Origin of the sequence: Citrobacter sp. CK180 (genome assembly GCF_030333655.1) — a bacterium.
Lineage (GTDB): Bacteria > Pseudomonadota > Gammaproteobacteria > Enterobacterales > Enterobacteriaceae > Citrobacter_B > Citrobacter_B koseri.
This window is the reverse complement of sequence record NZ_JAOWFM010000052.1, coordinates 384,940-411,117: the sequence shown is the minus strand read 5'-3', so window position 1 is coordinate 411,117 and position 26,178 is coordinate 384,940. Positions and strand designations below refer to the sequence as shown.

Below are 26,178 nucleotides of genomic sequence, written 5' to 3'. Positions count from 1 at the left end.
GAGTGAACAAGGCGTGTGTCGCCAAAAACACATGGATGTGAAACGAGAATGGAACAACTAAGATGTGGATGCTGGAGGGAATGGCTCTTTTCCAGTGTGCAACGATGAGATAAAAAATAAGCCTGCGTAAGGGAGATTACGCAGGCTAAGGAGGTGGTTCCTGGTACAGCTAGCATTTATGGGTTATGTTTTTCAGCGCCTCGGATAATACCCGTAATGAACGAGGCGGTATGTGATCGATTTCTAAGAATCTTCCCATAATGAAAAAATAACGTGGATTAACTACTTAGCGTGTGGGTTCCGTGTGGATTCGCCGGAAAAATTACGCATTAACAACGCATAATTCAGATCCATATCCTGCGGCACCGGCATCCAGACGGTGTAGCCATCGCCAGGCGCCACCGGCATTGCTTCACCTTTGGCGTTTTCCATATGTTCCAGAGTGAAGTTGACGTTCCCCTGCGGCGTCATCAGCTCCAGGCTGTCGCCGATGGAGAATTTGTTCTTCACGGCAACGGCGGCAAGGGCGCCTTTACGCTCGCCGGTGAACTCACCCACGAACTGCTGACGTTCAGAAACAGAGTAACCGTACTCGTAATTCTGGTAGTCATCATGCGTGTGGCGGCGCAGAAAGCCTTCGGTGTAACCGCGATGCGCCAGGCCTTCCAGCGTTTCCAGCAGTTGCGGATCAAACGGCTTGCCCGCAGCGGCATCGTCGATCGCTTTGCGATAAACCTGAGCGGTACGCGCACAGTAGTAGAAGGATTTGGTACGGCCTTCGATTTTCAGTGAGTGCACGCCCATTTTGGTCAGGCGTTCAACGTGAGCAATGGCGCGCAGATCTTTCGAGTTCATGATGTAGGTGCCGTGTTCATCTTCGAACGCGGTCATGTATTCGCCCGGACGCTGAGCTTCTTCGATCATAAACACTTTGTCGGTCGGTGCGCCGATACCCAGCGTCGGCTCGACGTTCTGTACCGGAATCGGTTCGTATTTATGGACGATGTTGCCCACGACGTCTTCTTTCCCTTCCTGCACGTTATATTCCCAACGGCAGGCGTTGGTGCAGGTTCCCTGGTTCGGATCGCGCTTGTTGATGTAGCCAGAGAGCAGGCAACGACCGGAGTAGGCCATGCACAGCGCGCCGTGTACGAAGATTTCGATCTCCATTTCCGGCACCTGTTGACGAATCTCTTCAATCTCTTCCAGTGACAGTTCGCGGGAAAGAATAACGCGGGTCAGCCCCATCTGGTTCCAGAATTTCACCGTTGCCCAGTTTACGGCGTTGGCCTGCACCGAAAGGTGAATCGGCATCTCCGGGAAGTTTTCACGTACCAGCATGATAAGCCCGGGATCGGACATGATCAGCGCATCCGGCCCCATTTCCACAACCGGTTTAAGATCGCGAATAAAGGTTTTCAGTTTCGCGTTATGCGGCGCAATGTTCACGACCACATAGAATTTTTTGCCAAGCGCGTGGGCTTCGTTAATGCCGAGCTGCAAATTCTCGTGGTTAAATTCGTTGTTGCGCACGCGCAGGGAGTAACGCGGTTGGCCCGCATACACGGCATCTGCGCCATAAGCGAAAGCGTAACGCATATTTTTCAGCGTTCCCGCCGGGGAAAGGAGTTCCGGTTTAAACATAATTTTCTCGTTCTGATGACAGGTCAGATCCGCTTCACTGAATGAGGCGGTTAGGGGAGTGCCCCTACGTTAAGGGCGGGCATTGTAGCGCTGTGGGGGAGGCAGGTAAAGAAAAACGCCGGATGGCGGCGTAGCGCCTTCTCTGGCCGACAACACTCTTATTTGTCGGCCGGATCAGCGGAGCGTCATCCGGCTATTGCAGGCGTGACTTATGCAATCCGGCAGGTATCCGCTTCCCAGCGATACCCGACGCCGTATACCGCACGGATGAACGACTGTTCGGCATCCAGTGATTCCAGCTTGCGGCGCAGGTTTTTGATGTGGCTGTCAATGGTGCGGTCCGTCACCACGCGATAATCATCGTAGAGATGATTAAGCAGTTGCTCGCGGGAGAAAACTTTCCCCGGCTCGTGAGACAGCGTTTTCAACAGGCGAAACTCTGCGGGGGTCAGGTCGAGCATCTTGCCGCGCCAGGATGCCTGAAAACGGCCTTCATCGACAATCAGCGGGCTTTGCGCGTCCAGCTGTTGCAGCTCACGCTGCGGCTTGCAGCGGCGCAAAATCGTTTTCACGCGGGCGACCACCTCACGGGGGCTGTAAGGTTTGCAGATGTAATCATCGGCGCCAATCTCCAGCCCAAGCAGGCGGTCGATCTCTTCAATCTTTGCCGTGACCATCACGATGGGCACGTCAGAAAAACGGCGAATTTCCCGGCACAGCGTCAGGCCGTCCGTACCTGGCAACATTAAGTCCAGCAGGATCAGGTCTGGCGGCGTTTGATGCACATACTGCAATACCTGATCGCCATGACTGATTAGCGAGGGGGCATAGCTTGCGGCGCGCAGATAGTCGATCAGCAGTTGTCCCAGCTTGGGTTCATCTTCCACGATTAAAATACGTGGCGTGTTTTCATCAATGGGTAACTCAGTCATACATCCCTCTGTAAATCGCGTTCCAGCGGTAACTCTACTGTAATGCTAAGCCCGCCAAAAGGCGAATGGGACGCCCGAATACGACCATTATGCGCTTGTACGATATTGTCGCAAATCGCCAGTCCCAGACCGGACCCGCCGCTGGCGCGGTTGCGGGAGCCTTCCGTGCGGTAGAAACGTTCAAACAGTTTTTGTAACTGCTCATCGCGAACGCCGGGCGCGGAATCGGCGAACGTTAACAGCAGCATGTTGTCGCGCTGCTCGGCGGAAATGTGCAGGCTGCCGCCGCTGTCGGTGTAGCGCAGACTATTTTCCAGCAGATTATTGAATAACTGCATCAGACGATCCGGATCGCCGAATACCATCACGCTGTCAGGAAGGGAAAAGTGTAACGTCAGCCCACGGCTGGCGAAGCGCTCGCGAAACGCGCCGCCCGCCACCTCCAGCAGGGGAATCAGGTCCACCGATGTTTTCTGGTACGCCAGCGCGCCTTCATCGGACATAGAAAGCTGATGCAGATCGTCAACCAGCTTGGTGAGCGTGCCGACTTCAGCCTGGAGCGAGGCCACTGATTCGGGCGTAAACTGGCGGACTCCGTCCTGGATAGCCTCCAGCTCACCGCGCAATACCGCCAGCGGCGTGCGCAGTTCGTGGGAGATATCCGCCATAAAATCGCGGCGCATTTGCTGATTTTTTTCCAGCGTGCTGGCGAGCTGGTTAAAATCCTGCGCCAGTTTACCCAGTTCATCCGCGCTGGTCGGCGTTACGCGCGTCGTGAAGTCGCCTGCGGCCAGTTTGTGCGTGCCTTCCACCAGCCGCTTAACGGGCGCCAGCAACCCGCGCGCCAGCGGAAACGTCGCCAGCGCCGCCAGCAGAGTCGACAACGCCACGATCAGCCAGCTGGTACGGCGCTGTTGCTTATCAAAATTAATATCGGTATTGCGCGTCAGTCGCTCAACGGGAGAGGCAATCACCGCGCCAACCTCCACACCGTTTACGTGAATAGCCCGGCGGGTGCCGTCACGCGGGACTGGCGCTCGCGGGCCGACCAGCACATTGGCGTGTTGATCGACGACCCAAAATTGGGTTCGCCAGCCATGCGGCGGCATCCCGGGGCCGGGTTTGTTATCGTCGTTGTCATGCTCAAAAGAGCGCAGGATCTGGAAAACGAAGCGATCGTTATTGCGTAAAAAACGCCAGTTGCCGTGCAGCGAGTACTGCTCGCCCAGCGCGTCGCCGAGCATCTGCAACCGCTGTTCGTTGCCATGTTTGATGTAGTCGATAAACCCACGCTCAAAGCTGATGCGTACGGCCCAGTGCATGCTGATCAGCAAGACAATGCAGGTGGCGAAAATCGCCAGAAACAATTTGCCGGTAATACCGGGCCGCCAGAACTTCATTGCGTGCTCCTTTTTCGTCGTGAAATGACGGCGTTTTTATGCGTGTCGTTCGGCACCCGGGCGAAGATGAGTACGGGCAGCGCGATAATCAGGGCCATGCACAGCCAGGTATACATAAACACCGTGTGGCTCGCGCCGCTGTCGGCCGCGATATGTTGTTGACCAAACATGCCCAGCAGCAGCCCGGCGATGGTCACGCCAATACTCATCGACAACTGCATGATCATGGACAGCAAGCTGTTGCCGCTGCTGGCGAGTTCATCGGGCAGATCTTTGAGCGTTAAGGTGTTCATGGATGAAAAACGGGTGGAGTTGACCATGCCTTGCAGGAACAGCACAAAGGGCAGGGCGTAATACCAGCCAAGCATCGCGACGCTCATAAACAGCAGGTTGACCAGCGACAGACCGAGGGTGGTGGCGACCAGTACGCGACGATAGCCAAAGCGGTTTACCACCTGTACGACGATACGCTTCATTCCCATGCTGCCGAGTACCATCGGGATCATCATCAACCCGGCATGAAACGGCGAAAACCCCAGACCAATCTGCAAAAAGACCGGCGTCATGAAGGGCAGCATGCCGCTCCCGACGCGCCCGGCGAAGCTACCAGACAGGCCCAGCGAGAAGGTGTGGGTGCGAAACAGCGCCAGACTAAATAGCGCGCGCGGATTGTTTTTGGCGTGTTTCAGGTAGAGCACAATCGCCAGGATGCCGCACAACACCAGTGCGCCCAGTGAGAGAGGCGAGAGCCCCGTGCCTTTGCTGCCGTCCAGCGCCAGCGTCAGTACCGCCATGCCGACGGCCAGCAGGAGGAACCCTGAAAGATCGAAGCGCCGGGTTTGCATGGTGTAGTTCGGCATCAGCATGAGCGTCGCAATCGCCCCGACAATGCCGACCGGAATGTTAATCAGGAAAATCCAGTGCCAGGAGGCGTACTCGACCAGAATACCGCCCAGCGCCGGGCCGAGCAGCGGCCCGACCTGACCGGGCAGAGTGACGAAGGTCATTGCCGCCATATATTGTTCGCGCGGAACGATCTTCATGACCGTCAGTCTGCCGACCGGCACCATCATGGCGCCGCCCACGCCCTGTAAAACCCGCGCCAGCACCAGTTCATTCAGCGTGCTGGACCAGGCGCAAAATAGCGATCCCAACGTAAACAGCACAATGGCGGTAAAGAAGATATTACGCACGCCGACTTTATCTGCCAGCCAGCCGCTGGCAGGCAGCATTACCGCCACGGTCAGTACATAGGAAACCACGACCATGTGCATATGCAGCGGGCTTTCCCCCAGACTGAGCGCCATAGAGGGAAGCGCGGTGTTGACGATTGTGGTATCCAGCGATTGCATAAAAAAGCCGAATGCCACAATCCAGAGTTGCCAGCGTGTGCTGTCAGGAAGTTCTGTCATGGCTCTGTTATGGGTTCCGGTTGGCTATTATTACGTGAAAAACGCAGCCGCAGACGGTCGAAAAAGAGATAGACCACCGGGGTGGTATAGAGCGTCAGCAGCTGGCTCATCACCAGTCCGCCCACGATCGTAATCCCTAATGGTTGACGTAACTCTGAACCATCGCCCCCGGAGATAACCAGCGGCAGCGCGCCAAACAGCGCCGCCAGCGTGGTCATCATGATTGGGCGAAAACGCAGCAGGCAGGCCTGGAAAATCGCCTGTTCCGGCGTCAGGTTGCCGTTTCTCTGCGCCTCAAGCGCAAAATCGACCATCATGATGGCGTTTTTCTTCACAATGCCAATTAATAGCATGATCCCGATGAGCGCGATTAGGCTGAACGGGGCATTGAACAGCTCCAGCGCCAGTAGCGCCCCCACGCCTGCGGAGGGGAGGGTAGAGAGGATGGTCAGCGGATGAACATAACTTTCATACAATATCCCCAACACAATATAGACCGTCGCGATCGCCGCCAGGATCAGAATCACCTGCGAATTCATCGTCTCCTGGAAAACCTGTGCCGTTCCGGCGAAACTGCCGCGCACCGTTGACGGTACGCCAAGCTGTGTCATCGCCCGGTTGATGGCTTCCGTCGCTTCGGACAGCGACGTGCCCGTAGTCAGGTTAAACGCGATAGTCGAGGCGGCGGACAACCCCTGGTGATTCACTGACAGCGGCGCATTGGCGGGCTGCCATTTTGCAAAATAAGAGAGCGGAATCGCCTTCCCGTCGCTGTTAATGACGAACATCTTCTCCAGCGCGCTGATGTCCTGGGTATAGCGTGAGTCAACCTCCATCACAACCTTATACTGGTTCATCGGCTGATAGATGGTGGAAATTTGCCGTTGACCGAAGGCATTATTCAGCAGACTGTTGGCGGCCTGCACGTCGATCCCCAGCCGGGACATGGTTTCGCGGTCGTAAATCAGGTTCATCTCCGCGCCGTTATCTTGCTGGTCGGAGTTAACGTCCGCCAGTTGGGGGAGCGCCGCCAGCGCTTTACGGATTTTCGGCTCCCATTCCCGCAGCGCGCTTAAATCATCAGACAGCAGGGCATACTGGTAGCTGGCGTTAGCCTGCCGCCCGCCGACGCGGATATCCTGTACCGCCATCAGAAACAGGTTTGCGCCCGGCTCTTTTGCCAGCGCAACCCGCAGCCGGTCGATAACCTGCTGCGCCGTTTCATGGCGCTCGCCGCGTGATTTCAGCGTAATAAACATCATCCCGCTGTTGACCCGTGAACCGCCGGTGAACCCGGTCACGTTGTCGACCGCCGGATCGTCGCGAATGATCTTCATAAAGTCCTGAAGTTTGCCGCGCATCGCCTGAAACGAAATACTCTGGTCAGCCTGAATGCCGCCCATCAGTACGCCCGTATCCTGTTCGGGGAAGAAGGTTTTGGGGATGGAAATATAGAGCCAGATATTCAGCGCAATGGTGCCCAACAAGACGACGCCCACCAGCCGCGTATGGTTTAGCACCCATTTCAGCGATGTGCCGTACCCCTGTTGCAGGCCAGTCAGCAGACGGCCAAAGCCGCGGCTTCGCGTCTGCTCGCGAGGCTTGCTGGACTTCAGCATCCAGCCGCACATCATGGGGGTTAGCGTGAGCGAGACGAGCAGCGAGATGCCGATCGCCACCGAAAGGGTGACGGCAAACTCGCGTAATAATCTTCCGGGCAATCCCCCCATCAGCAAGAGCGGCAGGAATACCGCCACCAGGGAGAGGCTCATGGAGAGCACCGTAAAGCCAACTTCGCGCGTTCCCTGAAGCGCCGCCTGCAAGGGCTTCATGCCGGCTTCAAGATGGCGGGAGATATTTTCCAGCACCACAATGGCGTCATCGACGACAAAACCGGTGGCGATAGTCAGCGCCATCAGCGACAGGTTGTTCAGGCTAAAACCGCACAGGTACATTGCGGCGAAGGTGCCAATCAGCGACACAGGAACCGCAACGGCAGGAATCAACGTTGCGCGCCCGGAGCGCAGGAATAAAAAGACCACCAGAATGACCAGCGCGACGGAAATAACCAGCGTCTGCTCCACTTCCTCCAGCGAGGCGCGAATCGTCGGGGAACGATCCTGAGCGATTTGCAGGTCAATTGAGGCGGGAATCAGCGTTTGTAATTCCGGGAGCTTCTCGCGAATGCTGTCTACTGTCTGGATGATATTGGCTTCCGGCAGCTTGCGAATCATCAGCAAAATCGCCGGTTTGGCGTTGGTCATCCCGGCGTTACGCACATCCTGCACCGAGTCAGTTACCGTGGCGACATCGCCCAGACGCACGGCGGCGCCGTTATTGTAGTGGATAATCAACGGCTGGTATTCCGTCGCCGTTTTCAGTTCATCATTTGTCTGAACCTGCCAGCGATGAGTCTTGTCGTCGATCGCGCCCTGCGGCTTACGCACGTTGGCATTGCTGATGGCGCTGCGCACGTCATCCAGCGATACGCCCTGATTAAACAACGCCTGCGGGTTAAGCCCCACGCGCACGGCGGGCAGCGAACTGCCGCCGACATCCACATCGCCGACGCCGTCAATTTGCGCGATTGTCTGCGCCAGCTGCGTTGAGGCGAAGTCATACAACTCTCCCTGCGACCAGGTGTCCGATGTGAGCGTCAGAATCATAATCGGCGCGTCGGACGGGTTGGCTTTACGGTAGGTCGGGCGGCTGGGCATCCCGCTGGGCAGCAGACTCTGTGCGGCATTAATTGCCGCCTGCACGTCACGCGCCGCGCCGTTGATATCACGGTCAAAGTTAAACTGAAGAATAATTCGCGTGCTGCCCAGCGAGCTGCTGGAGGTCATCTCACTGACCCCCGCGATGCGTCCGAGCGAACGCTCCAGCGGCGTGGCGACCGACGACGCCATGGTTTCCGGCGAAGCACCCGGAAGCGATGCGCTCACCATAATGACCGGAAAATCCACCTGCGGCAGCGGGGCGACCGGCAATAACCGGAAACCCAGCACGCCGCAGAGCGTAATGGCGATGGAGATTAAAATGGTCGCCACCGGGCGGTAAATGAAAAGGGCGAAAAATTTCATTTACGCCTCCTCTTCCTGGCGGGGGAAGCGGCTTTTCACATACAGCGACAGGCGGTCAAACAGCAGATAGATGACGGGCGTGGTGAACAGGGTTAAGACCTGGCTGACCAGCAGGCCGCCTACCATGCCAATCCCTAACGGGCGGCGTAATTCCGCGCCTGTGCCGGTACTTAACATCAATGGCAGCGCGCCTAACAGTGCCGCCAGCGTGGTCATCAGAATCGGGCGAAAACGCAGCAGACAGGCCTGGAAAATCGCATCACGCGGCGCCATTCCCTGCTCGCGCTCGGCGGCCAGGGCGAAGTCGATCATCATGATGGCGTTCTTCTTCACAATACCGATCAACAAAATGATCCCGATGATGGCAATCACGTCCAGTTCACTACCGGCAATCATGAGCGCCAGCAGCGCCCCGACGCCTGCCGTCGGCAGGGTGGAGAGGATCGTGATTGGGTGGATAAAGCTTTCGTACAGCACGCCAAGCACGATATACATCGCCACCACTGCCGCCACGATCAGCCAGACGGTGCTGCCGAGCGCGGCCTGGAAGGCCAGCGTGCTGCCCTGGAACTGGGTGGTGATATCGACTGGCAGGTTGACCGTTTTCTCCGTGTCCAGAATGGCCTGTACCGCATCGCCGAGCGAATAATTATCCGGCACGTTAAACGAGAAGGTCGTTACCGGGAACTGATCCAGGTGATTAATGGAAAGCGGCGCGAAACGCTGCTCGATTTTGGCGATAGCGCTAAGCGGCACAATCCCGCCGTCGCTGCTGGTCAGACGGATGGTGTCCATTGCCGCCAGCCCCGGCGTGGTGTCGGTGTTATGTTCCAGCACGACGCGATATTGATTCGCCTGGGTGTAGATGGTCGAAATCAGGCGCTGGCCAAAGGCGTTATACAGGGCGTTATCGACATCCGCCATGCTGATGCCAAGACGGCTGGCGCTGTCGCGGTCAACGTTCACATACGCCACCAGACCTTTGTCCTGCCAGTCGCTGCTGACGTCAGAAAGCTGCGGAAGCTGCTGGAGTTTTTCCATCAGCTGCGGCACCCAGGTGCTGAGCGCATCCAGTGAGGTGGCCTGTAGCGTAAACTGGTACTGCGTGCGGCTCACCTGAGTATCAATGGTGAGATCCTGCGTTGGCTGGAGGTAGAGATCGACACCGGGCACTTTCGCCACGGCGTGTTGCAGGCGGGCGATGACTTTCTGCACCCGATCGTCACGTTCATTCAGCGGCTTAAGGTTAATTTGCAGACGCGCGCTGTTCAGCGCCGGGTTGGTACCATCAACGCCGACAAAGGCGGTCAGGCTTTCTACCGCCGGGTCTTTTAAAATCACATCAGACACCTGGCGCTGGCGCTGGGCCATACTGGCGAACGAGCTGGATTGTGGAGCCTGCAATGTGCCTTGAATAATGCCGTTATCCTGCACCGGGAAGAACCCTTTCGGGATAAAGACCCACAGCATGATGCTGAGAAGCAGGGTGCCAAGCGCCACGCTCAGCGTCAGCCACGGATGGTTGAGCACTTTTGCCAGCCACTGACCGTATTTCTCAATGACGCGATCAAACATTTTTTCCGCCGCGCGGGAGAAGCGGTTTTGCTTGCGCAGCGACGCCTGGCTGAGCATCCGGGCGCACATCATGGGCGTCAGGGTCAGCGACACGACGGCGGAGATCAGGATCGCTACCGCCAGCGTGACCGCAAATTCGCGGAACAAACGCCCGACGATATCGCCCATGAATAACAGCGGGATCAGTACCGCAATCAGCGAGAAGGTTAATGAAATAATGGTAAAGCCGATTTCGCCAGCGCCTTTGAGCGCCGCCGCCAGCGGTTTTTCCCCTTTCTCGATGTAACGCGAAATGTTCTCAATCACCACAATCGCGTCGTCCACGACGAAGCCGGTGGCGATGGTCAGCGCCATTAGCGTCAGGTTATTGATCGAGAAATCGAGAAAGACCATTACCGCAAAAGTGCCGATCAGCGATAACGGCACGGCGACGCCCGGAATGATTGTGGCGGGGACATTACGCAGGAACAGGTAGATGATCATCACCACCAGCGCAATCGCCAGCATCAGCTCGAACTGGGTGTCGGTAACGGAAGCGCGAATGTTGGTGGTGCGATCCGACAGCACGGTGACATTGACCGATTTCGGCAGACTTTCCGTAAGCTGCGGCAGCATCTGACGAATGCTGTCCGCCGTGGAGATAATGTTGGCGCCAGGCTGGCGCTGCACATTCATCACAATGGCCTGTTCTTTATTGGCCCACGCGCCGAGCCAGCTGTTTTCCGCGCCTTGTTCGACCGTTGCCACATCGCCCAGACGTACCGGCGCGCCGTTCTGCCAGGCGATGATTAACTGGCGATACTCATCGACAGACTGCATCTGATCGTTAGCAGAGAGCGTGACCGCGCGAGTTGGGCCATCAAGGCTCCCTTTCGCCGAGTTGACGTTAGCGCTGGTGATGGCGGCGCGAACCGTTTCGCTGGTAAGCCCCAGCGCGGCAATCGCCTGCGCATTCAGCTTCACACGCACGGCCGGGCGTTGGCCGCCGGACAGCGTGACCAGCCCTACGCCGGAAACCTGGGAAATTTTCTGCGCCACCCGGGTTTCCACCATATCTTCCACCTGCGTCATGGGCATGGCGGTTGAGGTGACGGCCAGCGTCATGATCGGTGGATCTGCCGGGTTAACTTTGCTGTATACCGGCGGGTTAGGCAGATCGCTCGGCAGCAGGTTGGTGGCCGCGTTAATGGCGGCCTGTACTTCCTGCTCGGCGACATCCAGCGGCAGAGTCAGCTGGAACTGCAACGTCACAACCGATGCGCCGCCGGAACTTTGTGACGACATCTGTTTCAGGCCGGACATTTGCCCGAACTGGCGTTCAAGCGGCGCGGTGACGGCGGAGGTCATCACATCCGGGCTGGCGCCGGGGTAGAGCGTTACCACCTGAATGGTGGGGTAGTCCACCTCCGGCAATGCGGCGACGGGCAGGAAGCGGTAACCGATAATCCCGGCGAGTAAAATCGCCACCATCAGCAGCGTGGTCGCGACAGGGCGCATAATAAACAGGCGCGACGGGCCGCCTGTGCTGCTAGGAGGTAACACCTGCATCAGGAGCGCACTCCTTTCTTACCGTATTCCCGATTCGTGGCTTTATCTTCTTTCGCCGCAGGCGCTTGCGCTTCCACCACTTCGACTTTCGCCCCATCCGTCAGACGATCGATCCCGTCCGTCACGACGCGATCGCCTGCCGACAGCCCGGCGCTGATTACCACGTTCTGACTGTCCTGAATACCCGGTTTAACCAGATGCTTGCTGACTTTGTTCTCATCATTTAGCACCCAGACAAAGTGGCCTTCGTTACCCATTTGCACGGCCGCTGTCGGTATCACCACCGCGTTTTGCTGCGTGTCGACCAGCATGCGGGCGTTAACAAACTGGTTAGGGAACAGCGCGTCATCCTGGTTGTTAAAACGGGCTTTGATTTTGATGGTGCCGGTCGTGGCGTCGATTTGGTTGTCCAGGCTGAGCAGTACGCCATCGCTTAATTTCTGTGAGTTAGTGCGATCCCAGGCTTCAACGGTCAATGTTTTGCCCGTTTTTTGCGCCTGTACGACGGTGGCGATATCGCTTTCCGGCAAGGTAAAAATAAGATCGATTGGGTGTGTCTGGGTGATAACGACAATGCCTGTGGTATCGCCGCTGGAGATTTGATTACCGACATCCACCTGTTTTAACCCCACGCGACCCTCTACCGGTGCGGTGATGCGGCTCCAGTCAAGCTGCAACTGCGCGCTGGCGACGCTGGCTTCATCGGCCTTAATGGTGCCTTCTGTTTCGCTGACCAGCGCCTGTTGCGCGTCCAGCTCCTGGCGGGAGACAAGGTTGGTTTTCACCAGCTGTTGATAGCGCGCTAAATCGCGACGGGCATTCGCCAGCGTGGCTTTGTCTTTCGCGAGCTGCCCCTGCGCTTGCGCTAAGGCGACTTTAAACTGGCTGGGATCGATTTCCGCCAGCAGATCGCCCGCTTTGACCTGTTGTCCTTCCTGGAAGTGCAGCGCCATCAGTTGACCATCCACGCGGCTGCGTACCGTGACGGTATTGGCGGCAGCGATCGTGCCCAGCCCGGTCAGATAGCGTGGTACGGCTTGTTCCGTTGCGGTGGCCGCTTGAACCGGCGCCAGCGGGCCAGAACGCATGCCGCGACGTCCTGCGCCAGCCTGACGTTGCGCATGTTCGTTAGCGCCCGGCGCATTCCCCTGGGTTTCGCTGCGACTATGCCAGAACCCGTACACGGCAATGGCCGTCACAACGACCACGATTGCTATCACCCAGCGGGATTTTTTACTGCCTTTCATCGTTATAAGTTTCTCATCCTGAAACGTTTCGCGGAATGATACTAGTTTAGTCATCCATAACGGGAGAAAAATGGAGGAATTATGAAACACTGTCTGGATTCGTCTGAATGACGTCGGCCTTTGCGAGGCGGTTAACGAAATACGACGTCCGCCCAGCGCGCAAGACCGGCGGTGACGGAACCGAAGTCATCGCCGCCAGCAATCGGAATGCCCGGCAACTGCTCCGCCAACGCGTTTTTGATCAGCGGTGAGCGTGCGCTGCCGCCGGTCAGATAGATGACATCCGGTTTTTCCTGCGCATTGTCCAGCGCCAGCTGTACCTGCTCCAGTATACGCGCCAGCGGCTGGCTCAGCGCGGCTTCCAGCCCCTGCTGACTGACAGACGTCGCCAGCTCATCGCTGATAAACGGCAGCGTGGTGAGGATATCGGGCTGCCCGGACAGGGCGATTTTGCTCTCCTCCGCGCTGCGTACCAGACGATAACTGAGGCGCTGACGCCAGACTTTAAGCAGCAGCGCGACTTTATCCGCATCGCGGGCGTCCCGAACCAGCTCGTTGAGCAGGCGACCGTTGGCGCTGCTGTAGAAATCGCTTTGTGCGGGAACATCATTGATCGCGACAGCGTTCCACCACGGCAGAACCGGCAATGCGATGCCTTTTTCGGTTTCGCCGCCCATGCCCAGCAACGGCATCAGGTGTTTAAACGCCAGCGCGATGTCCAGGTCGTTACCGCCCACGCGACAGCCGCTGTGCCCGAGCAGGCTGGAGGCGCGGTCAGCGCGCTGATGCCACTGCGGCCCCATCAGCAGCAATGAACAGTCGGTCGTCCCACCGCCAATATCCACCACCAGTACGCGCTTCTCTTCCTGCAACGTGGCTTCATAATCCAGACCCGCCGCAACCGGTTCAAACTGGAAGACGACATCCTGAAAACCGGCGCGTTTTGCCGCGCGTTCCAGAATGCCTTGCGCCTGGCGGTTGGCCTCATCGCCACCCAGCCCCTGAAAGTTAATCGGTCGACCAATCACCGCCTGCGTGATGCTTTCCGGCAACTGCGTTTGCGCCATATGACGGATGTGCAACATCATCGCGCAGACCAGATCCTCAAACAGCGCAACCTGCTGCGGTTTTAGGCCGTTAGCGCCGAGGAAGGATTTTGGCGATTTAACGAAGTAAACCTCTTCCGGGTCGTCAATGTAGTGGCTCAGCGAAGCCAGCCCGAACTGCACGCTGCCTGCGCTGACCTCAATATCTTCTTCACGGTTGTAGCGCATTGCGCGCCGCAACAGCGCCTGCGTTTCGTCATCCGTCGCCGGAACCGCGTGATGGCGGTACAGCCACTCGCTGACGGATTCACGCGTCGGGGCGCAAAGCATTGAGGGCAACAGCGTGCTGTTATTTTCCATTTTTAGCAGCTGCGGTTGCCCGTCGCGCATGACGGCAACGGAACAGTTTGCCGTGCCGTAGTCAAAACCAATAAACACCTTAATAATCCCCATGCCAGTGAAGAAGGGGCGTGACTTTAACGAAATGTTGTAATCCCGACAACTGGAATATGAAAGCAAGGCGCGGCGTTTGAATAGCGTTTATGCTGAAGGAGAATAAAAACAGGAGTCGCAATGTATATCCTAAGCTGGCAGCCGCCTTATGACTGGTCCTGGATGTTGGGTTTTCTCGCCGCGCGTGCGGTGAGCGGCGTCGAAACGGTTGAGCCCGCGCGTTACGTTCGCAGTCTGGCGACGGGAGAACATCGGGGACTGATCGCCGTTGTACCGGAGCACCAGACGCATACGCTGCGCGTAACCCTGAGCGCGGGCTTGTTGCCCGTCGCCGAAGAATGTCTGGCAAAAATTGAACGCCTGTTCGATCTGCGCTGTAACCCCGATCAGATTGCCGACGCGCTCGGCAGTCTGGGGGCTGCGCGACCGGGATTGCGTCTGCCCGGCTCGGTGGATGCCTTCGAACAGGGCGTAAGGGCGATACTCGGGCAACTGGTCAGCGTGGCGATGGCGGCAAAGCTGACGGCGAAAGTCGCCCGTCGTTATGGCGATGTGCTTGCCGACGCGCCGGAGTATGTCTGTTTCCCCACGCCGCAAACGCTGGCGGCGGCGGACCCATTCGCGCTTAAAGCACTGGGGATGCCGCTTAAACGCGCAGAAGCGCTGATCCATCTGGCGCGTGCGACGCTGGATGGAACGTTAGAGACGTCCGCGCCGCCGGATATTGCGCTGGGGGTGAAAAACCTGCAAACCTTTCCTGGGATTGGGCGCTGGACGGCCAACTACTTCGCGCTGCGCGGCTGGCAGGCGAAAGATATCTTTTTGCCGGATGATTATCTGATTAAACAGCGGTTTTCGGGAATGACGCCCGCGCAAATCCGCCGTTATGCGGAGCGCTGGAAACCCTGGCGCTCCTACGCGTTGCTGCATATCTGGTATACGGATGGCTGGCAGCCGTCAGTTGATGGCGAAATAACTGGTGTTCAGTAACAGATCCAGCGGCTGGGCATCGGCAATGACGTCGCCGTAAATCAGATCGATGCCAATACCGGAAAGCGCATCCATGATCAGCGGCATTTGTACCGGGCCGGCAATGGTTCTGACGCCCAGCCGCTGCGCATGGCTCTGAATAATCGATACCAGCATTTCATCCATTAAATTACCGTGAAGGCTGGCGCAGAGTTCGCTATCAAGCAACAGGTAGTCAGCCATGTGGGCGCTTAAGCAATCGAAAAGCGCCAGGTCACGGTTGACCTGGCTGAGAACAATGCGACAGCCCGCCTGACGCAGTATCTGTATCGCGGGTATGGCCTTATCGGACTCTTGCATCAGGACATTTGCCGGGATAACCAGATGCAATAAGCGCGGCGGAAGTGGGCTGCGCTCCAGCTGTTCGAGCAGCTCATCAATGAATGTTGCGCGACTGAGTCCGGCGGCGGAAAGCGGCAGGGCGATGCTCACCCCCTTACTGGCGACGGTGGATGCCGCGTGCTGGAAAAATGTCTGAAACACGCGACGATCGAGAGCGTGGCTGAGTTCGGGATCGGTTAGCCCTGCGCGGAATGCCTGCTCCTCCATGATTTCGCCGTCGCTGGCCCACAGCCGCAGCGAGATCAGCCAAAAACCGCACGTTTCAGGGATGCGCGGCGACGCAACCCCGCAGGCGATCATCAATAGAGGGTTATCTTTGATTATGCGCCATTGTTCATCCTGAGACGTAACTTCCCGCTCGCTGTGCGCCTGTTCCTGCTGCGCTTCGTACACGGTGACACATCCCCGACCGTTGTTTTTAGAGGCGTAGCAGGCGATATCCGCCTGGGACATCACGTCTGCCGCCCGGCGATTGGCGTTATTGATTAGCGTGATCCCGGCGCTGGCGCCAATGGGGTGTTCACGGTCTTCCCACGTAAAGCGGTATTCATTAATCGCGTTGACGATCCGCGTAGAAATAAAGCGCGCGCTGTCGATATTGCAATCCGGCAGCAGGAGGCCAAATTCGTCCCCGCCCAGGCGGGCCAGCATATCGCTGGAACGCAGCATACTGAGCATTAAGGCGGCCAGTTCGCGAAGCAGCGCATCGCCTGCGGCATGCCCGGCGCTGTCGTTAACGGCTTTAAAGCGGTCAAGATCAATAAAGACCAGCGCATGATGCTGGCGCGTATCGCGTACCGTAAGCAGGATTTCTTTCAAATGGCCTTCAAAACTGACCCGGTTAGCCAGGTGGGTGAGGGCGTCATGAGAGGCGCTGTAGCTGAGCTGGCGCAGCATTTTCCGCGATTCCGTGACGTCCTGAATGACCAGTACGGAGCCGATATTCCCGCCGTCCAGCGTACTGAGCGGCGTAATGCTGTAATGAATGTCGTAGCGACCGCCGTTGCGACAGTGAAGCACCACATCCTGCTCAATGGCGGAACGCGACATATCCGCGCTATAGATATTTTCCATCAGCGGGCCGTTATCGCCAAAAGTGATGCGCAATACCGTCAGCAGCGGGACGCCGATCGCATGCTCCTGCTGCCAGCCGCTCATCTTTTCGGCGACAGGGTTCATAAAGGTTACGTTCATATCGACGTCAATACAGACAACCGCTTCCCCGATGGAGTCCAGCGTAATGTGCAGGCGTTCTTTTTCCTGATACAGCGCCTCGTTAAGCTGTTTGACTTCGGTCATGTCCATGTTGATGCCAAGCAGACGTTCCACGTCGCCGTCTTTATCCAGCACCCGGTTCGCCAGGGCGCGGATATGCCGGATGCCATCTTTTACGCCAATCCTGAATTCGAGCTTAAAGGGGAGACGCGCCGCCAGAGACTCGCGGATGATCTTTTCCGTCGGTGCGCGGTCTTCCGGCAACAGGCAGTCGTGCCAGAGTTGCCAGGTGGGTTTGATATGCGGCGGAACCTCATACAGCTCAAACATGCGCTTATCCCAACTGATCACGTCAGGCCGCAGTTCCCATTCCCAGATGCCGATACCGCCCGCTTCGTTCGCCAGCGTAATCCGCTCCATCAAGCGCTTGTTTACCCGTTCGGTATGTTTCAGGTCGTTGATATCTTCAATTTGCGCAATGAAATAGAGCGGGGTGTTGTCGCTATGGCGAACCAGTGAAACGGCCAGTAATGCCCAGACCACATCGCCGTCGCGGGTGTAATAGCGTTTCTCCATGGAATAGCTGTTGATATCGCCGCGCACCAGCATATTCAGCTGTTCAAGGTCGTTATGCAGATCCTCAGGCCAGGTGAGCTGTTGAAAGGTGAGGGCGCGCAGTTCATCCTGGCTGTAGCCAAGAAACTGACACAATGCCTTGTTGGCCTGTAGCCATTGGCCTTCGGTGCCCACTAACGCCATGCCGATCGCGGAATATTCCATCGCGTTACGAAAGCGTAATTCGCTTTCCGTGATATTTTTTTGTTCCGCCCGAAACGCGTACATCACCATTGTCATGATGTTGACGGGCAGCAGGATCATTAAAAGCGGCAGCCAGGGAACGTTCATCATGGCGTATGTTTTGGGCGTTGACAGCAGCGCCGGGTCGGATGCCAGCATCAGCGACGTCATCATGACGGTGGCGAGGAAGATCAGAAACGCTTCCATACGCGGCAGACGTATCGCGCTCCACATCAGCAGAACGATAATGCAGGTGAAAGGCCACGGAACGTACAGCATAGAGAGCCAGCTTAGCCCCAGCGTTATTGTCAGCGTAAGCAGCGTTTCAAGCAGTAAACGGGGATCGCGATGGCGAAGCAGGTAGCGCGGTTTAAACAGCAAGCCTAATGGCACCAGCGCCAGCGCGCCGATAGACTCGGACAGAATCCAAATCAAAAATGTTTTTACTGGCGTCCCTTCGGGCATCAGCAGCCAGAGCAGCGCGCCTCCCAGTAACGGTGGAATCACCGCGCTGCCCGTCGCCAGGCGGAGCCAGTCATTCAGATTTTGTAAGGGGTTATACCAGGGCAGTAGCTTACGTAACAGGATTGCGCCGACCACCGCTTCAATAATATTGATCGCCGTCCAGCCAAAATTCAGCGAACCGGCAGGAGAAAAAACGAGTGACGCACTTATGCTGCCGAGGGAACAGACCAGTGCGATCCCCGGCCACATCCGTCCGGCGTGGCGATAAAAACCGACCATCATGATTGACGTCGGGAACCACAGCGGCGCCAGCGGCGTATCGAAACGCGACAGTTCCAGCGAGAAGAGTGTAAAGATAAAGGTGAGCAGACCTAAACTGACGAGACGCAGTAGAGGGTGAGGCAAGGTAACTAAAACATGTTGGGTTTGTTTACTCATTACCACGTTATCCGAATAGCCCTTGCCGTCGCGGAGGGCCCGGACGCGTCAGTTTTCATTCAGGATCATGCTAGTACAAACAATTTACGATTTATACGTCAGCGGCTCATAATTTGACATCTCCGGGGGATTAATTCCGGCATAAACGAATAAATCCGGCAGCTGCTTTAAAAATAAGCATTTTAATTTGCGACAAGGAGAGATGGACGGCAATTTAGCGTTCTGTTATCTCGACTGGTATCGTGCCGCTGAAATCCCTATAATTGCCGCGTTTGACGCTTCGGCGTCGCCCTCCCTAACATCCAGGTTAATCAGGTCGCTAAATTTATGACTGTTCAGTCTCATCAATGCGTCATTATCGGTATTGCTGGCGCATCGGCTTCCGGCAAGAGTCTTATTGCCAGTACCCTTTATCGCGAATTGCGTGAACAAGTGGGTGATGAACATATCGGCGTTATTCCCGAAGACAGCTATTACAAAGATCAAAGCCATCTGTCGATGGAAGAGCGTGTAAAAACCAACTACGACCATCCTAATGCGATGGATCACAGTTTGCTGTTCCAGCATCTGCAAGCGCTCAAGCGCGGTTCGGCGATTGAATTGCCCGTATACAGCTATGTTGAACATACCCGCATGCAGGAAACCGTTCGCGTCGAGCCCAAAAAAGTCATTATTCTTGAAGGGATTTTGCTGCTGACGGACGCGCGTTTGCGTGAAGAGATGAACTTCTCCATTTTTGTCGATACCCCGCTGGATATCTGCCTGATGCGCCGTATTAAGCGCGACGTCAACGAGCGTGGGCGTTCAATGGATTCGGTGATGGCGCAGTACCAGAAAACCGTACGCCCGATGTTCCTGCAATTTATTGAACCTTCCAAGCAATACGCCGATATTATCGTACCGCGCGGCGGTAAGAACCGCATCGCGATTGATATTCTGAAAGCGAAAATCAGTCAGTTCTTTGAATAAGCCCAGCGAATTGTGTACCGTTCAGTGATAACCTGGTTCGCCCTTGACGCGTTGAACGTTAAGGGCCTGATGCACGAAAGGAGAAAGTGCCATGCGTTTGTGTGACCGAGATATTGAAGCCTGGCTGGATGAAGGCCGCTTGTCGATCAACCCGCGTCCTCCTGTTGAGCGTATCAATGGCGCGACGGTGGATGTGCGCCTTGGCAATAAATTTCGTACATTTCGTGGCCACACGGCTGCGTTTATTGATTTAAGCGGCCCGAAGGATGAGGTCAGCGCTGCGCTGGATCGCGTGATGAGCGATGAAATCGTGCTGGATGAAGGCGACGCGTTTTATCTTCATCCGGGCGAGCTGGCGCTGGCCGTGACCTTTGAGTCCGTCACGCTGCCGCCGGATCTCGTGGGGTGGCTGGATGGCCGTTCCTCGCTGGCGCGTCTTGGGCTGATGGTGCACGTTACCGCGCACCGTATCGATCCCGGCTGGTCCGGTTGCATCGTTCTGGAGTTCTACAACTCCGGGAAATTACCGCTGGCCCTGCGTCCGGGAATGCTGATTGGCGCCCTGAGCTTTGAGCCGCTCTCCGGCCCTGCCGCACGCCCTTATAACCGTCGCCAGGATGCGAAATACCGCGATCAGCAAGGCGCTGTTGCCAGCCGGATTGACAAAGACTGAGTCTGCTCCACTGAGGATAGCATGAGACGATTTCTGACGACGCTGATGATTCTCCTGGTCGTGCTGGTGGCCGGTTTCTCGGCGTTGGTGATGTTGGTGAATCCGAATGATTTCCGCGCGTATATGGTGCAGCAGGTCGCTGCGCGTAGCGGATATCAACTGCAACTGGATGGCCCTCTGCGCTGGCACGTATGGCCTCAACTCAGCATCCTTTCTGGACGGATGGCGTTGACAGCGGAAGGCGCCAGCGAACCCCTGGTTCGGGCCGACAATATGCGTCTGGACGTTGCGCTGTGGCCGCTTCTTAGTCATCAGTTGAAGGTTGAACAGGTGATGCTCAAAGGCGCGGTCATCCAGTTGACGCCGCAGACGGAAGCGGCGCGCCGGGAAGACGCGCCTGTTGCGCCAAAAGACAATACGCTGCCGGATGTCCCGGAAGACCGTGGTTGGTCTTTTGATATCAGCAGCTTACGCGTTGCTGACAGCGTGCTGGTGTTCCAGCATGAAGACGACGAGCAAATTACGGTTCGCGATATTCGCCTGCAAATGGAGCAGGATGAACAGCATCGCGGGACGTTTGATTTTTCCGGGCGGGTGAACCGCGATCAGCGCGATCTCTCGCTCTCCTTCAACGGAACGGTCGATGCGTCTGACTATCCGCACAACTTAACGGCCGGTATCGAGCAGCTCAACTGGCAGTTGCAGGGAGCCGATTTACCGAAACAGGGTATTCAGGGCCAGGGGCAATTACAGGCGCAGTGGCAGGAAGGGCAAAAAAGGCTCTCCTTCAGTCAGCTCAGTTTAACCGCCAACGACAGCACCCTGACCGGACAGGCTCAGGTGACGCTGAGCGATGAGCCGGAATGGGCGATCGATCTGCAATTTGGCAAGCTGAATCTGGATAACCTTCTTCCGCGAAATGACGTGGCAAGCGCATCCAAAAACGTGGCGCAAACGGGGCAGCAGTCGACGCGGCCGCGTCCGGTTATCGCGTCCCGCGTTGATGAACCCGCTTATCAGGGGCTAAAAGGGTTTTCTGCGGCCCTCTCTCTGCGGGCGGATAACGCGCAGTGGCGTGGTATGGCGTTTACCGACGTGTCGGCGAAAATGACGAATCAGGCCGGTTTGCTGAATATCGTCGAGTTGCAGGGGAAACTCGACGGCGGTGAGATTTCTCTGCCCGGTACGCTGGACGCGAGAGCGGCAAATCCGCGCGCCGTGTTCCAGCCGCGCCTTGAAGATGTGGAAATTGGCACGATTCTGAACGCGTTTGACTATCCCATCGCGCTGACTGGCAAAATGTCGCTGGCGGGCGATTTTTCCGGCGCGGATATTGACGCCCAGGCGTTTCGTCATGGCTGGCAAGGGCAGGCGCATGTTGAAATGCGCGACACGCGTATGGAAGGGATGAACTTCCAGCAACTGGTGCAGCAGGCGGTAACGCGTAGCGGTGGCGATGTGCAGCAATCGCAGCAGAATTTTGATAACGCGACCCGTCTGGATCGCTTTGTCACCGACCTGGCGCTGGATAACGGTAAGCTCACGCTGGGCAGCATGGAAGGGCAGTCTGCAATACTGGCGGTTTCCGGTAATGGCGCGTTGAATCTTGTTGAGCAGACCTGCGACACGCAGTTTAACGTGCGCGTGCTGGGCGGCTGGACAGGTGAAAGCAAGCTGATTGATTTCCTGAAAGAGACGCCGGTTCCGCTGCGCGTATACGGTAAGTGGCAGGCGCTGAATTACAATCTCCAGGTTGACCAGATTCTGCGTAAGCATTTGCAGGATGAAGCAAAACGTCGTCTGAGCGACTGGGCGGATCGTAATAAAGAGACCCGCAACGGTAAAGACGTGAAGAAGCTGCTGGATAAGCTGTAAGCGAATCTGAATGCCGGCTGTGAAAACAGACAGCATGTGTAGGCCGGGTAAGGCGTCAGCCGCCACCCGGCAACACCCTACGCCTGATGGCGCTGCGCTTATCAGGCCTACAACGACACAACCGTAGGCCGGGTAAGGCGTCAGTCGCCACCCGGCATGTCGTTCAGCCTTACACCTCGTAATCTAATTCGTCATCGCTACGTAACGGAATAATCTGCACTTTCTGTACGCGGTGACTCTCAACCTGCAAGGTTTTCAACAGGTAATCTCCCACCTGAACCTCTTCTCCGGTTTTCGGCACGCGTTGCAGGTATTCCATCAACAACCCCGCGATGGTGTGGTACTCGCGTTTCTCATCCAGCGGCAGCGGAACGTACTGCACCAGATCTTCCAGCGGCATATGGCCGTTGGCGGTCCAGGAGCCGTCCGGGTTTTTCTGAATATCGTGACGGGCGTCGATCTCTTCCACTTCGTTCGGCAGATTACCGGCGATGGTTTCCATGACGTCGCTCAGGGTCACGATCCCTTCAACGGAACCAAACTCATCCACGACAAAAGCAAAATGCGTACGGGCGTTACGGAACTGCTCCAGCGCCGGAAGCAGCGGCAGCGCTTCAGGAAACACCAGCGGTTGACGGATCAACGCCCGCAGATCGAGCGGATCGCCGCGCAGCGATTGCTGTAGCAGGTCGATGACATGCACCACGCCAAGCAACTCTTCCTGTTCGTCCTCTCCGGTCACTACCAGACGCGTATGCTGGTTTTTTTCCAGCAGGGCGCGAATTTCCTCTTCAGGCGCGTCGAGATCGATGTGCTCAATATCATGGCGCGAGGTCATGATACTGCTGACGGTGCGCTGGTTGAGGTTCAGCACCCGCTCAATCATCTGCCGCTCTTGCGGGTTGAAAATCTGGCTGTCGTCATGATCCGCCAGCATAGCGGAGGTGTCAGCATCCAGCTCGGCATCCTCCTTTTTCCCGCTGAGCAAACGCATCACCGCTTCGGTGGTGCGCTGGCGCAACGTATGGTTGGCGGATAAGAAGCGACGACGGTTGAAGATCGCCAGTTGGTTCAGCGCTTCAATCATCACCGAGAAGCCGATCGCGGCGTACAGATAACCTTTCGGAATATGGAAGCCAAACCCTTCCGCTACCAGGCTGAAGCCGATCATCAGCAGGAAGCTGAGGCAGAGAATCACGATGGTTGGGTGGCTGTTCACAAACCGGGTCAGGGATTTACTGGCCAGCAGCATCAGGCTGATGGCGATAATCACCGCCGCCATCATCACCGCAAGGTGTTCGACCATCCCCACGGCGGTAATGACCGAGTCGAGGGAGAAGATGGCGTCCAGCACTACAATTTGCGCCACCACGCCCCAGAATTTCGCCCCTTTGCGTTGGGTAGGGTTATCGCTGTCTTTCCCCTCCAGCCGCTCGTTGAGCTCCATCGTGGCTTTAAAGAGCAGGAAGAAACCGCCAAACAGCATAATCAGATCCCGGGCGCTGAAGCTCAGGTCGCGTATGCTGAAGAGAGGCTTCGTCAGCGTGACCAGCCACGAGATAGACGCCAGCAACAGCAGGCGCATGATCATCGCTAACAGCAGCCCGGTAATGCGCGCACGATCGCGCTGCGCAGGCGGCAGTTTTTCAGCGAGGATGGCAATAAAGACCAGGTTATCAATGCCGAGGACTAACTCGATGACGATAAGCGTGACGAGTCCGGCCCAGATTGATGGATCGGCAATCCATTCCATAGTGAGAATAATACCTTTCGTTATATGACAGTTGTCACAATTCGATCATGGATAAAGCTGGCGCAAAATGCAATGACATAACGTCATTTCTCTTTCTTTTATATCAGGCTTTTATGCTGAAAACGTGGCGAAAAAATAACCATAAAGTTTCCATATGGTACGGTTTTTTTAATGTGGACATATTTCGGAAATATCGCAGGTTGGGCGTTAAATATAGAATTTGTCAACATCAATAAAATCCTAAAATTATAATTTCGCCACGCTTAATATTAATCTTAAAAAGGGTGAAGTACAGGCTTGTTACCTTGCCTGCTATTACGTTAACTGCAACAATTCTTGCAGCATTAATGGTGGGCAACAAAAATATCCTGTCGCCGTCAAGCAGGCCATTACTGAGTAACTTTCTTATTTCCTGTGATGTTTCTCTGTCGCGAAGAAGAGGAAATAAAGAGGATTATAAAAACCTAAATTAATCAGTGTATTGGTAGCTAAAAAGCCAAGGGCGGTAGCGTGTCTGATAACCTGGTGACAAGTCTGAATTATTCTGTCAATAGCCTACGGATGAATCCAAATTTTTTAGGACTGATGCCAGTTAAATTTCTTTTCAATTAACTGCAATGTAAATGTGTACAGGCGAAGTCGCTATTTAAATTGCACGGGATAATTACTCTGCCAAAGTGATAAATAATCAATGATGAAATCCAAAATGAAATTGATGCCATTATTGGTGTCGGTAACCTTGATAAGTGGTTGCACAGTACTTCCGGGCAGCAATATGTCTACGATGGGTAAAGACGTGATCAAACAGCAAGACGCTGATTTTGATCTCGACCGTATGGTGAATGTCTATCCGTTGACGCCGCGCCTGGTGGAGCAATTACGACCACGTCCAAATGTGGCGCAGCCCAATATGTCACTGGACCAGGAGATCTCAAGCTACCAGTACCGCGTCGGCCCAGGCGATGTTTTGAATGTGACGGTCTGGGATCACCCGGAACTGACCACGCCCGCCGGGCAGTACCGCAGCTCCAGTGATACCGGCAACTGGGTTCAACCCGATGGCACCATGTTTTATCCCTACATCGGCAAAGTGACTGTGGTGGGCAAAACGCTGGGTGAAATTCGCAGTGATATTACCGGGCGCTTAGCGAAGTACATTGCTGACCCGCAGGTGGACGTTAATATCGCCGCTTTCCGCTCGCAGAAGGCGTATGTCTCCGGGCAGGTGAATAAATCCGGCCAGCAGGCGATCACCAACGTGCCGCTCACCGTTCTTGATGCCATCAACGCCGCAGGCGGTCTGACCGAAAACGCCGACTGGCGCAACGTCGTGCTGACGCACAATGGCCAGGAGCAGAGAATTTCTTTGCAGGCGCTGATGCAAAACGGCGATCTCAGCCAGAACCGGTTGCTCTACCCTGGAGACATCCTGTTTGTACCGCGTAATGACGATCTGAAAGTCTTCGTAATGGGTGAAGTGAAGAAACAGAGCACCCTCAAAATGGACTTCAGCGGTATGACGCTCACCGAAGCATTGGGTACGGCGGAAGGTATCGACCTGACCACCTCCAATGCCAGCGGCATCTTCGTGATTCGACCGCTGAAAGGCGAGGGCGGACGCAATGGCAAGATCGCCAATATTTATCAGCTTGATATGTCTGATGCCACTTCTCTGGTGATGGCGACGGAGTTCCGACTGCAACCTTACGATGTGGTGTACGTCACGACCGCACCGGTTGCGCGCTGGAACCGTCTGATCAATCAGTTGCTGCCGACCATCAGCGGTGTCCGTTATATGACGGATACGGCCAGCGACATTCATAACTGGTAAACGTCATGTTTAACAAAATCTTAGTTGTTTGCGTGGGGAACATTTGCCGTTCCCCAACGGCAGAGCGCTTGCTGAAAAGTTATCACCCGTCGTTAACGGTGGAGTCCGCCGGGCTGGGCGCACTGGTGGGAAGGGGCGCCGACCGGTCGGCGGTCAGCGTGGCGGCGGCGCATAACCTCTCTCTTGAAGGTCATTGCGCCCGCCAGATCTCCGGGCGTATGTGCCGGGATTATGACCTGATTCTGGCGATGGAAAAACGCCATATCGCCAGACTGTGTGAGATGGCGCCAGAGATGCGCGGGAAAGTGATGTTGTTCGGCCACTGGGACAGCGAGCGTGAAATACCCGACCCGTATCGCAAAAGTCGCGAGGCGTTTGAAGCGGTGTACACATTACTTGAAAGGTCTGCTCGCCAATGGGCGCAGGCATTGAACGCAGAGCAGGTATAAC

General features: G+C 56.2%; 16 protein-coding genes. 6 read left to right on the top strand and 10 right to left on the bottom strand.

The genetic code is table 11. The annotated features are described in order from the left end of the window. Positions 1–282: 282 nt before the first annotated feature. From trhP to yegD, 8 genes are all read right to left on the bottom strand, one after another. Entirely contained in the window at positions 283–1,644 is a 1,362-nt protein-coding gene (trhP, locus tag OGV50_RS15555; protein ID WP_012131678.1) for a prephenate-dependent tRNA uridine(34) hydroxylase TrhP, read from the bottom strand. A gap of 209 nt (positions 1,645–1,853) precedes the next feature. Beyond that, positions 1,854–2,576, bottom strand: a complete 723-nt coding sequence (gene baeR, locus OGV50_RS15550) for an envelope stress response regulator BaeR (protein WP_200026692.1) — start codon at positions 2,574–2,576, stop codon at positions 1,854–1,856. Beyond that, a complete protein-coding gene (gene baeS / locus OGV50_RS15545) occupies positions 2,573–3,976 on the bottom strand; it encodes an envelope stress sensor histidine kinase BaeS (RefSeq protein WP_047462573.1) in 1,404 nt (467 codons plus the stop codon). Before baeS ends, baeR begins: the two co-directional genes overlap by 4 nt. Then, positions 3,973–5,388: an MFS transporter gene (locus OGV50_RS15540; protein WP_286488616.1), complete on the bottom strand. Its 1,416-nt coding sequence runs from the start codon at positions 5,386–5,388 to the stop codon at positions 3,973–3,975. Before OGV50_RS15540 ends, baeS begins: the two co-directional genes overlap by 4 nt. Further along, complete coding sequence (gene mdtC, locus OGV50_RS15535; RefSeq protein ID WP_200090815.1) at positions 5,385–8,471, bottom strand: multidrug efflux RND transporter permease subunit MdtC; 3,087 nt, start codon at positions 8,469–8,471, stop codon at positions 5,385–5,387. Before mdtC ends, OGV50_RS15540 begins: the two co-directional genes overlap by 4 nt. After that, positions 8,472–11,594 carry a multidrug efflux RND transporter permease subunit MdtB gene (gene mdtB, locus OGV50_RS15530; protein ID WP_012131683.1) on the bottom strand — a complete coding sequence of 1,041 codons (3,123 nt, stop codon included), beginning with the start codon at positions 11,592–11,594 and terminating at the stop codon, positions 8,472–8,474. Continuing rightward, entirely contained in the window at positions 11,594–12,841 is a 1,248-nt protein-coding gene (locus OGV50_RS15525; RefSeq protein WP_275165871.1) for an MdtA/MuxA family multidrug efflux RND transporter periplasmic adaptor subunit, read from the bottom strand. The genes mdtB and OGV50_RS15525 overlap by 1 nt, the downstream gene beginning before the upstream one ends. Positions 12,842–12,972: 131 nt before the next feature. Beyond that, the gene (gene yegD / locus OGV50_RS15520; protein ID WP_286488615.1) at positions 12,973–14,325 is read right to left on the bottom strand and encodes a molecular chaperone; all 1,353 of its coding nucleotides are present in this window, start codon (positions 14,323–14,325) and stop codon (positions 12,973–12,975) included. Between the two features lie 135 nt (positions 14,326–14,460). Between yegD and alkA the strand changes: the two genes are divergently transcribed. Then, positions 14,461–15,330 carry a DNA-3-methyladenine glycosylase 2 gene (gene alkA, locus OGV50_RS15515; protein ID WP_104868465.1) on the top strand — a complete coding sequence of 290 codons (870 nt, stop codon included), beginning with the start codon at positions 14,461–14,463 and terminating at the stop codon, positions 15,328–15,330. On the opposite strand, the gene OGV50_RS15510 is transcribed toward alkA, so the two are convergent. Continuing rightward, a complete protein-coding gene (locus OGV50_RS15510) occupies positions 15,298–18,627 on the bottom strand; it encodes a diguanylate cyclase (RefSeq protein WP_286488614.1) in 3,330 nt (1,109 codons plus the stop codon). The two genes, alkA and OGV50_RS15510, sit on opposite strands and share 33 nt — an antisense overlap. 327 nt (positions 18,628–18,954) lie before the next feature. On the opposite strand from OGV50_RS15510, the gene udk reads away from it, so the two are divergent. From udk to asmA, 3 genes are all read left to right on the top strand, one after another. Then, on the top strand, positions 18,955–19,596 hold the full coding sequence (gene udk, locus OGV50_RS15505; RefSeq protein ID WP_024130192.1) for a uridine kinase: 642 nt from the start codon (positions 18,955–18,957) through the stop codon (positions 19,594–19,596). A gap of 91 nt (positions 19,597–19,687) precedes the next feature. Then, complete coding sequence (dcd, locus tag OGV50_RS15500) at positions 19,688–20,269, top strand: dCTP deaminase (protein WP_012131692.1); 582 nt, start codon at positions 19,688–19,690, stop codon at positions 20,267–20,269. 21 nt (positions 20,270–20,290) lie between these two features. Next, the gene (gene asmA / locus OGV50_RS15495; protein ID WP_134769245.1) at positions 20,291–22,144 is read left to right on the top strand and encodes an outer membrane assembly protein AsmA; all 1,854 of its coding nucleotides are present in this window, start codon (positions 20,291–20,293) and stop codon (positions 22,142–22,144) included. Positions 22,145–22,313: 169 nt separating this feature from the next. On the opposite strand, the gene OGV50_RS15490 is transcribed toward asmA, so the two are convergent. Next, on the bottom strand, positions 22,314–23,897 hold the full coding sequence (locus OGV50_RS15490) for a TerC family protein (RefSeq protein ID WP_286488613.1): 1,584 nt from the start codon (positions 23,895–23,897) through the stop codon (positions 22,314–22,316). A gap of 691 nt (positions 23,898–24,588) precedes the next feature. Between OGV50_RS15490 and OGV50_RS15485 the strand changes: the two genes are divergently transcribed. Both OGV50_RS15485 and wzb read left to right on the top strand, forming a co-directional pair. Beyond that, positions 24,589–25,728 carry a polysaccharide export protein gene (locus OGV50_RS15485; RefSeq protein WP_012131699.1) on the top strand — a complete coding sequence of 380 codons (1,140 nt, stop codon included), beginning with the start codon at positions 24,589–24,591 and terminating at the stop codon, positions 25,726–25,728. 5 nt (positions 25,729–25,733) lie between these two features. Continuing rightward, positions 25,734–26,177, top strand: coding sequence for a low molecular weight protein-tyrosine-phosphatase Wzb (wzb, locus tag OGV50_RS15480; protein WP_012131700.1), 444 nt, complete (start codon positions 25,734–25,736; stop codon positions 26,175–26,177). The last annotated feature ends 1 nt before the right edge of the window (position 26,178 follow it).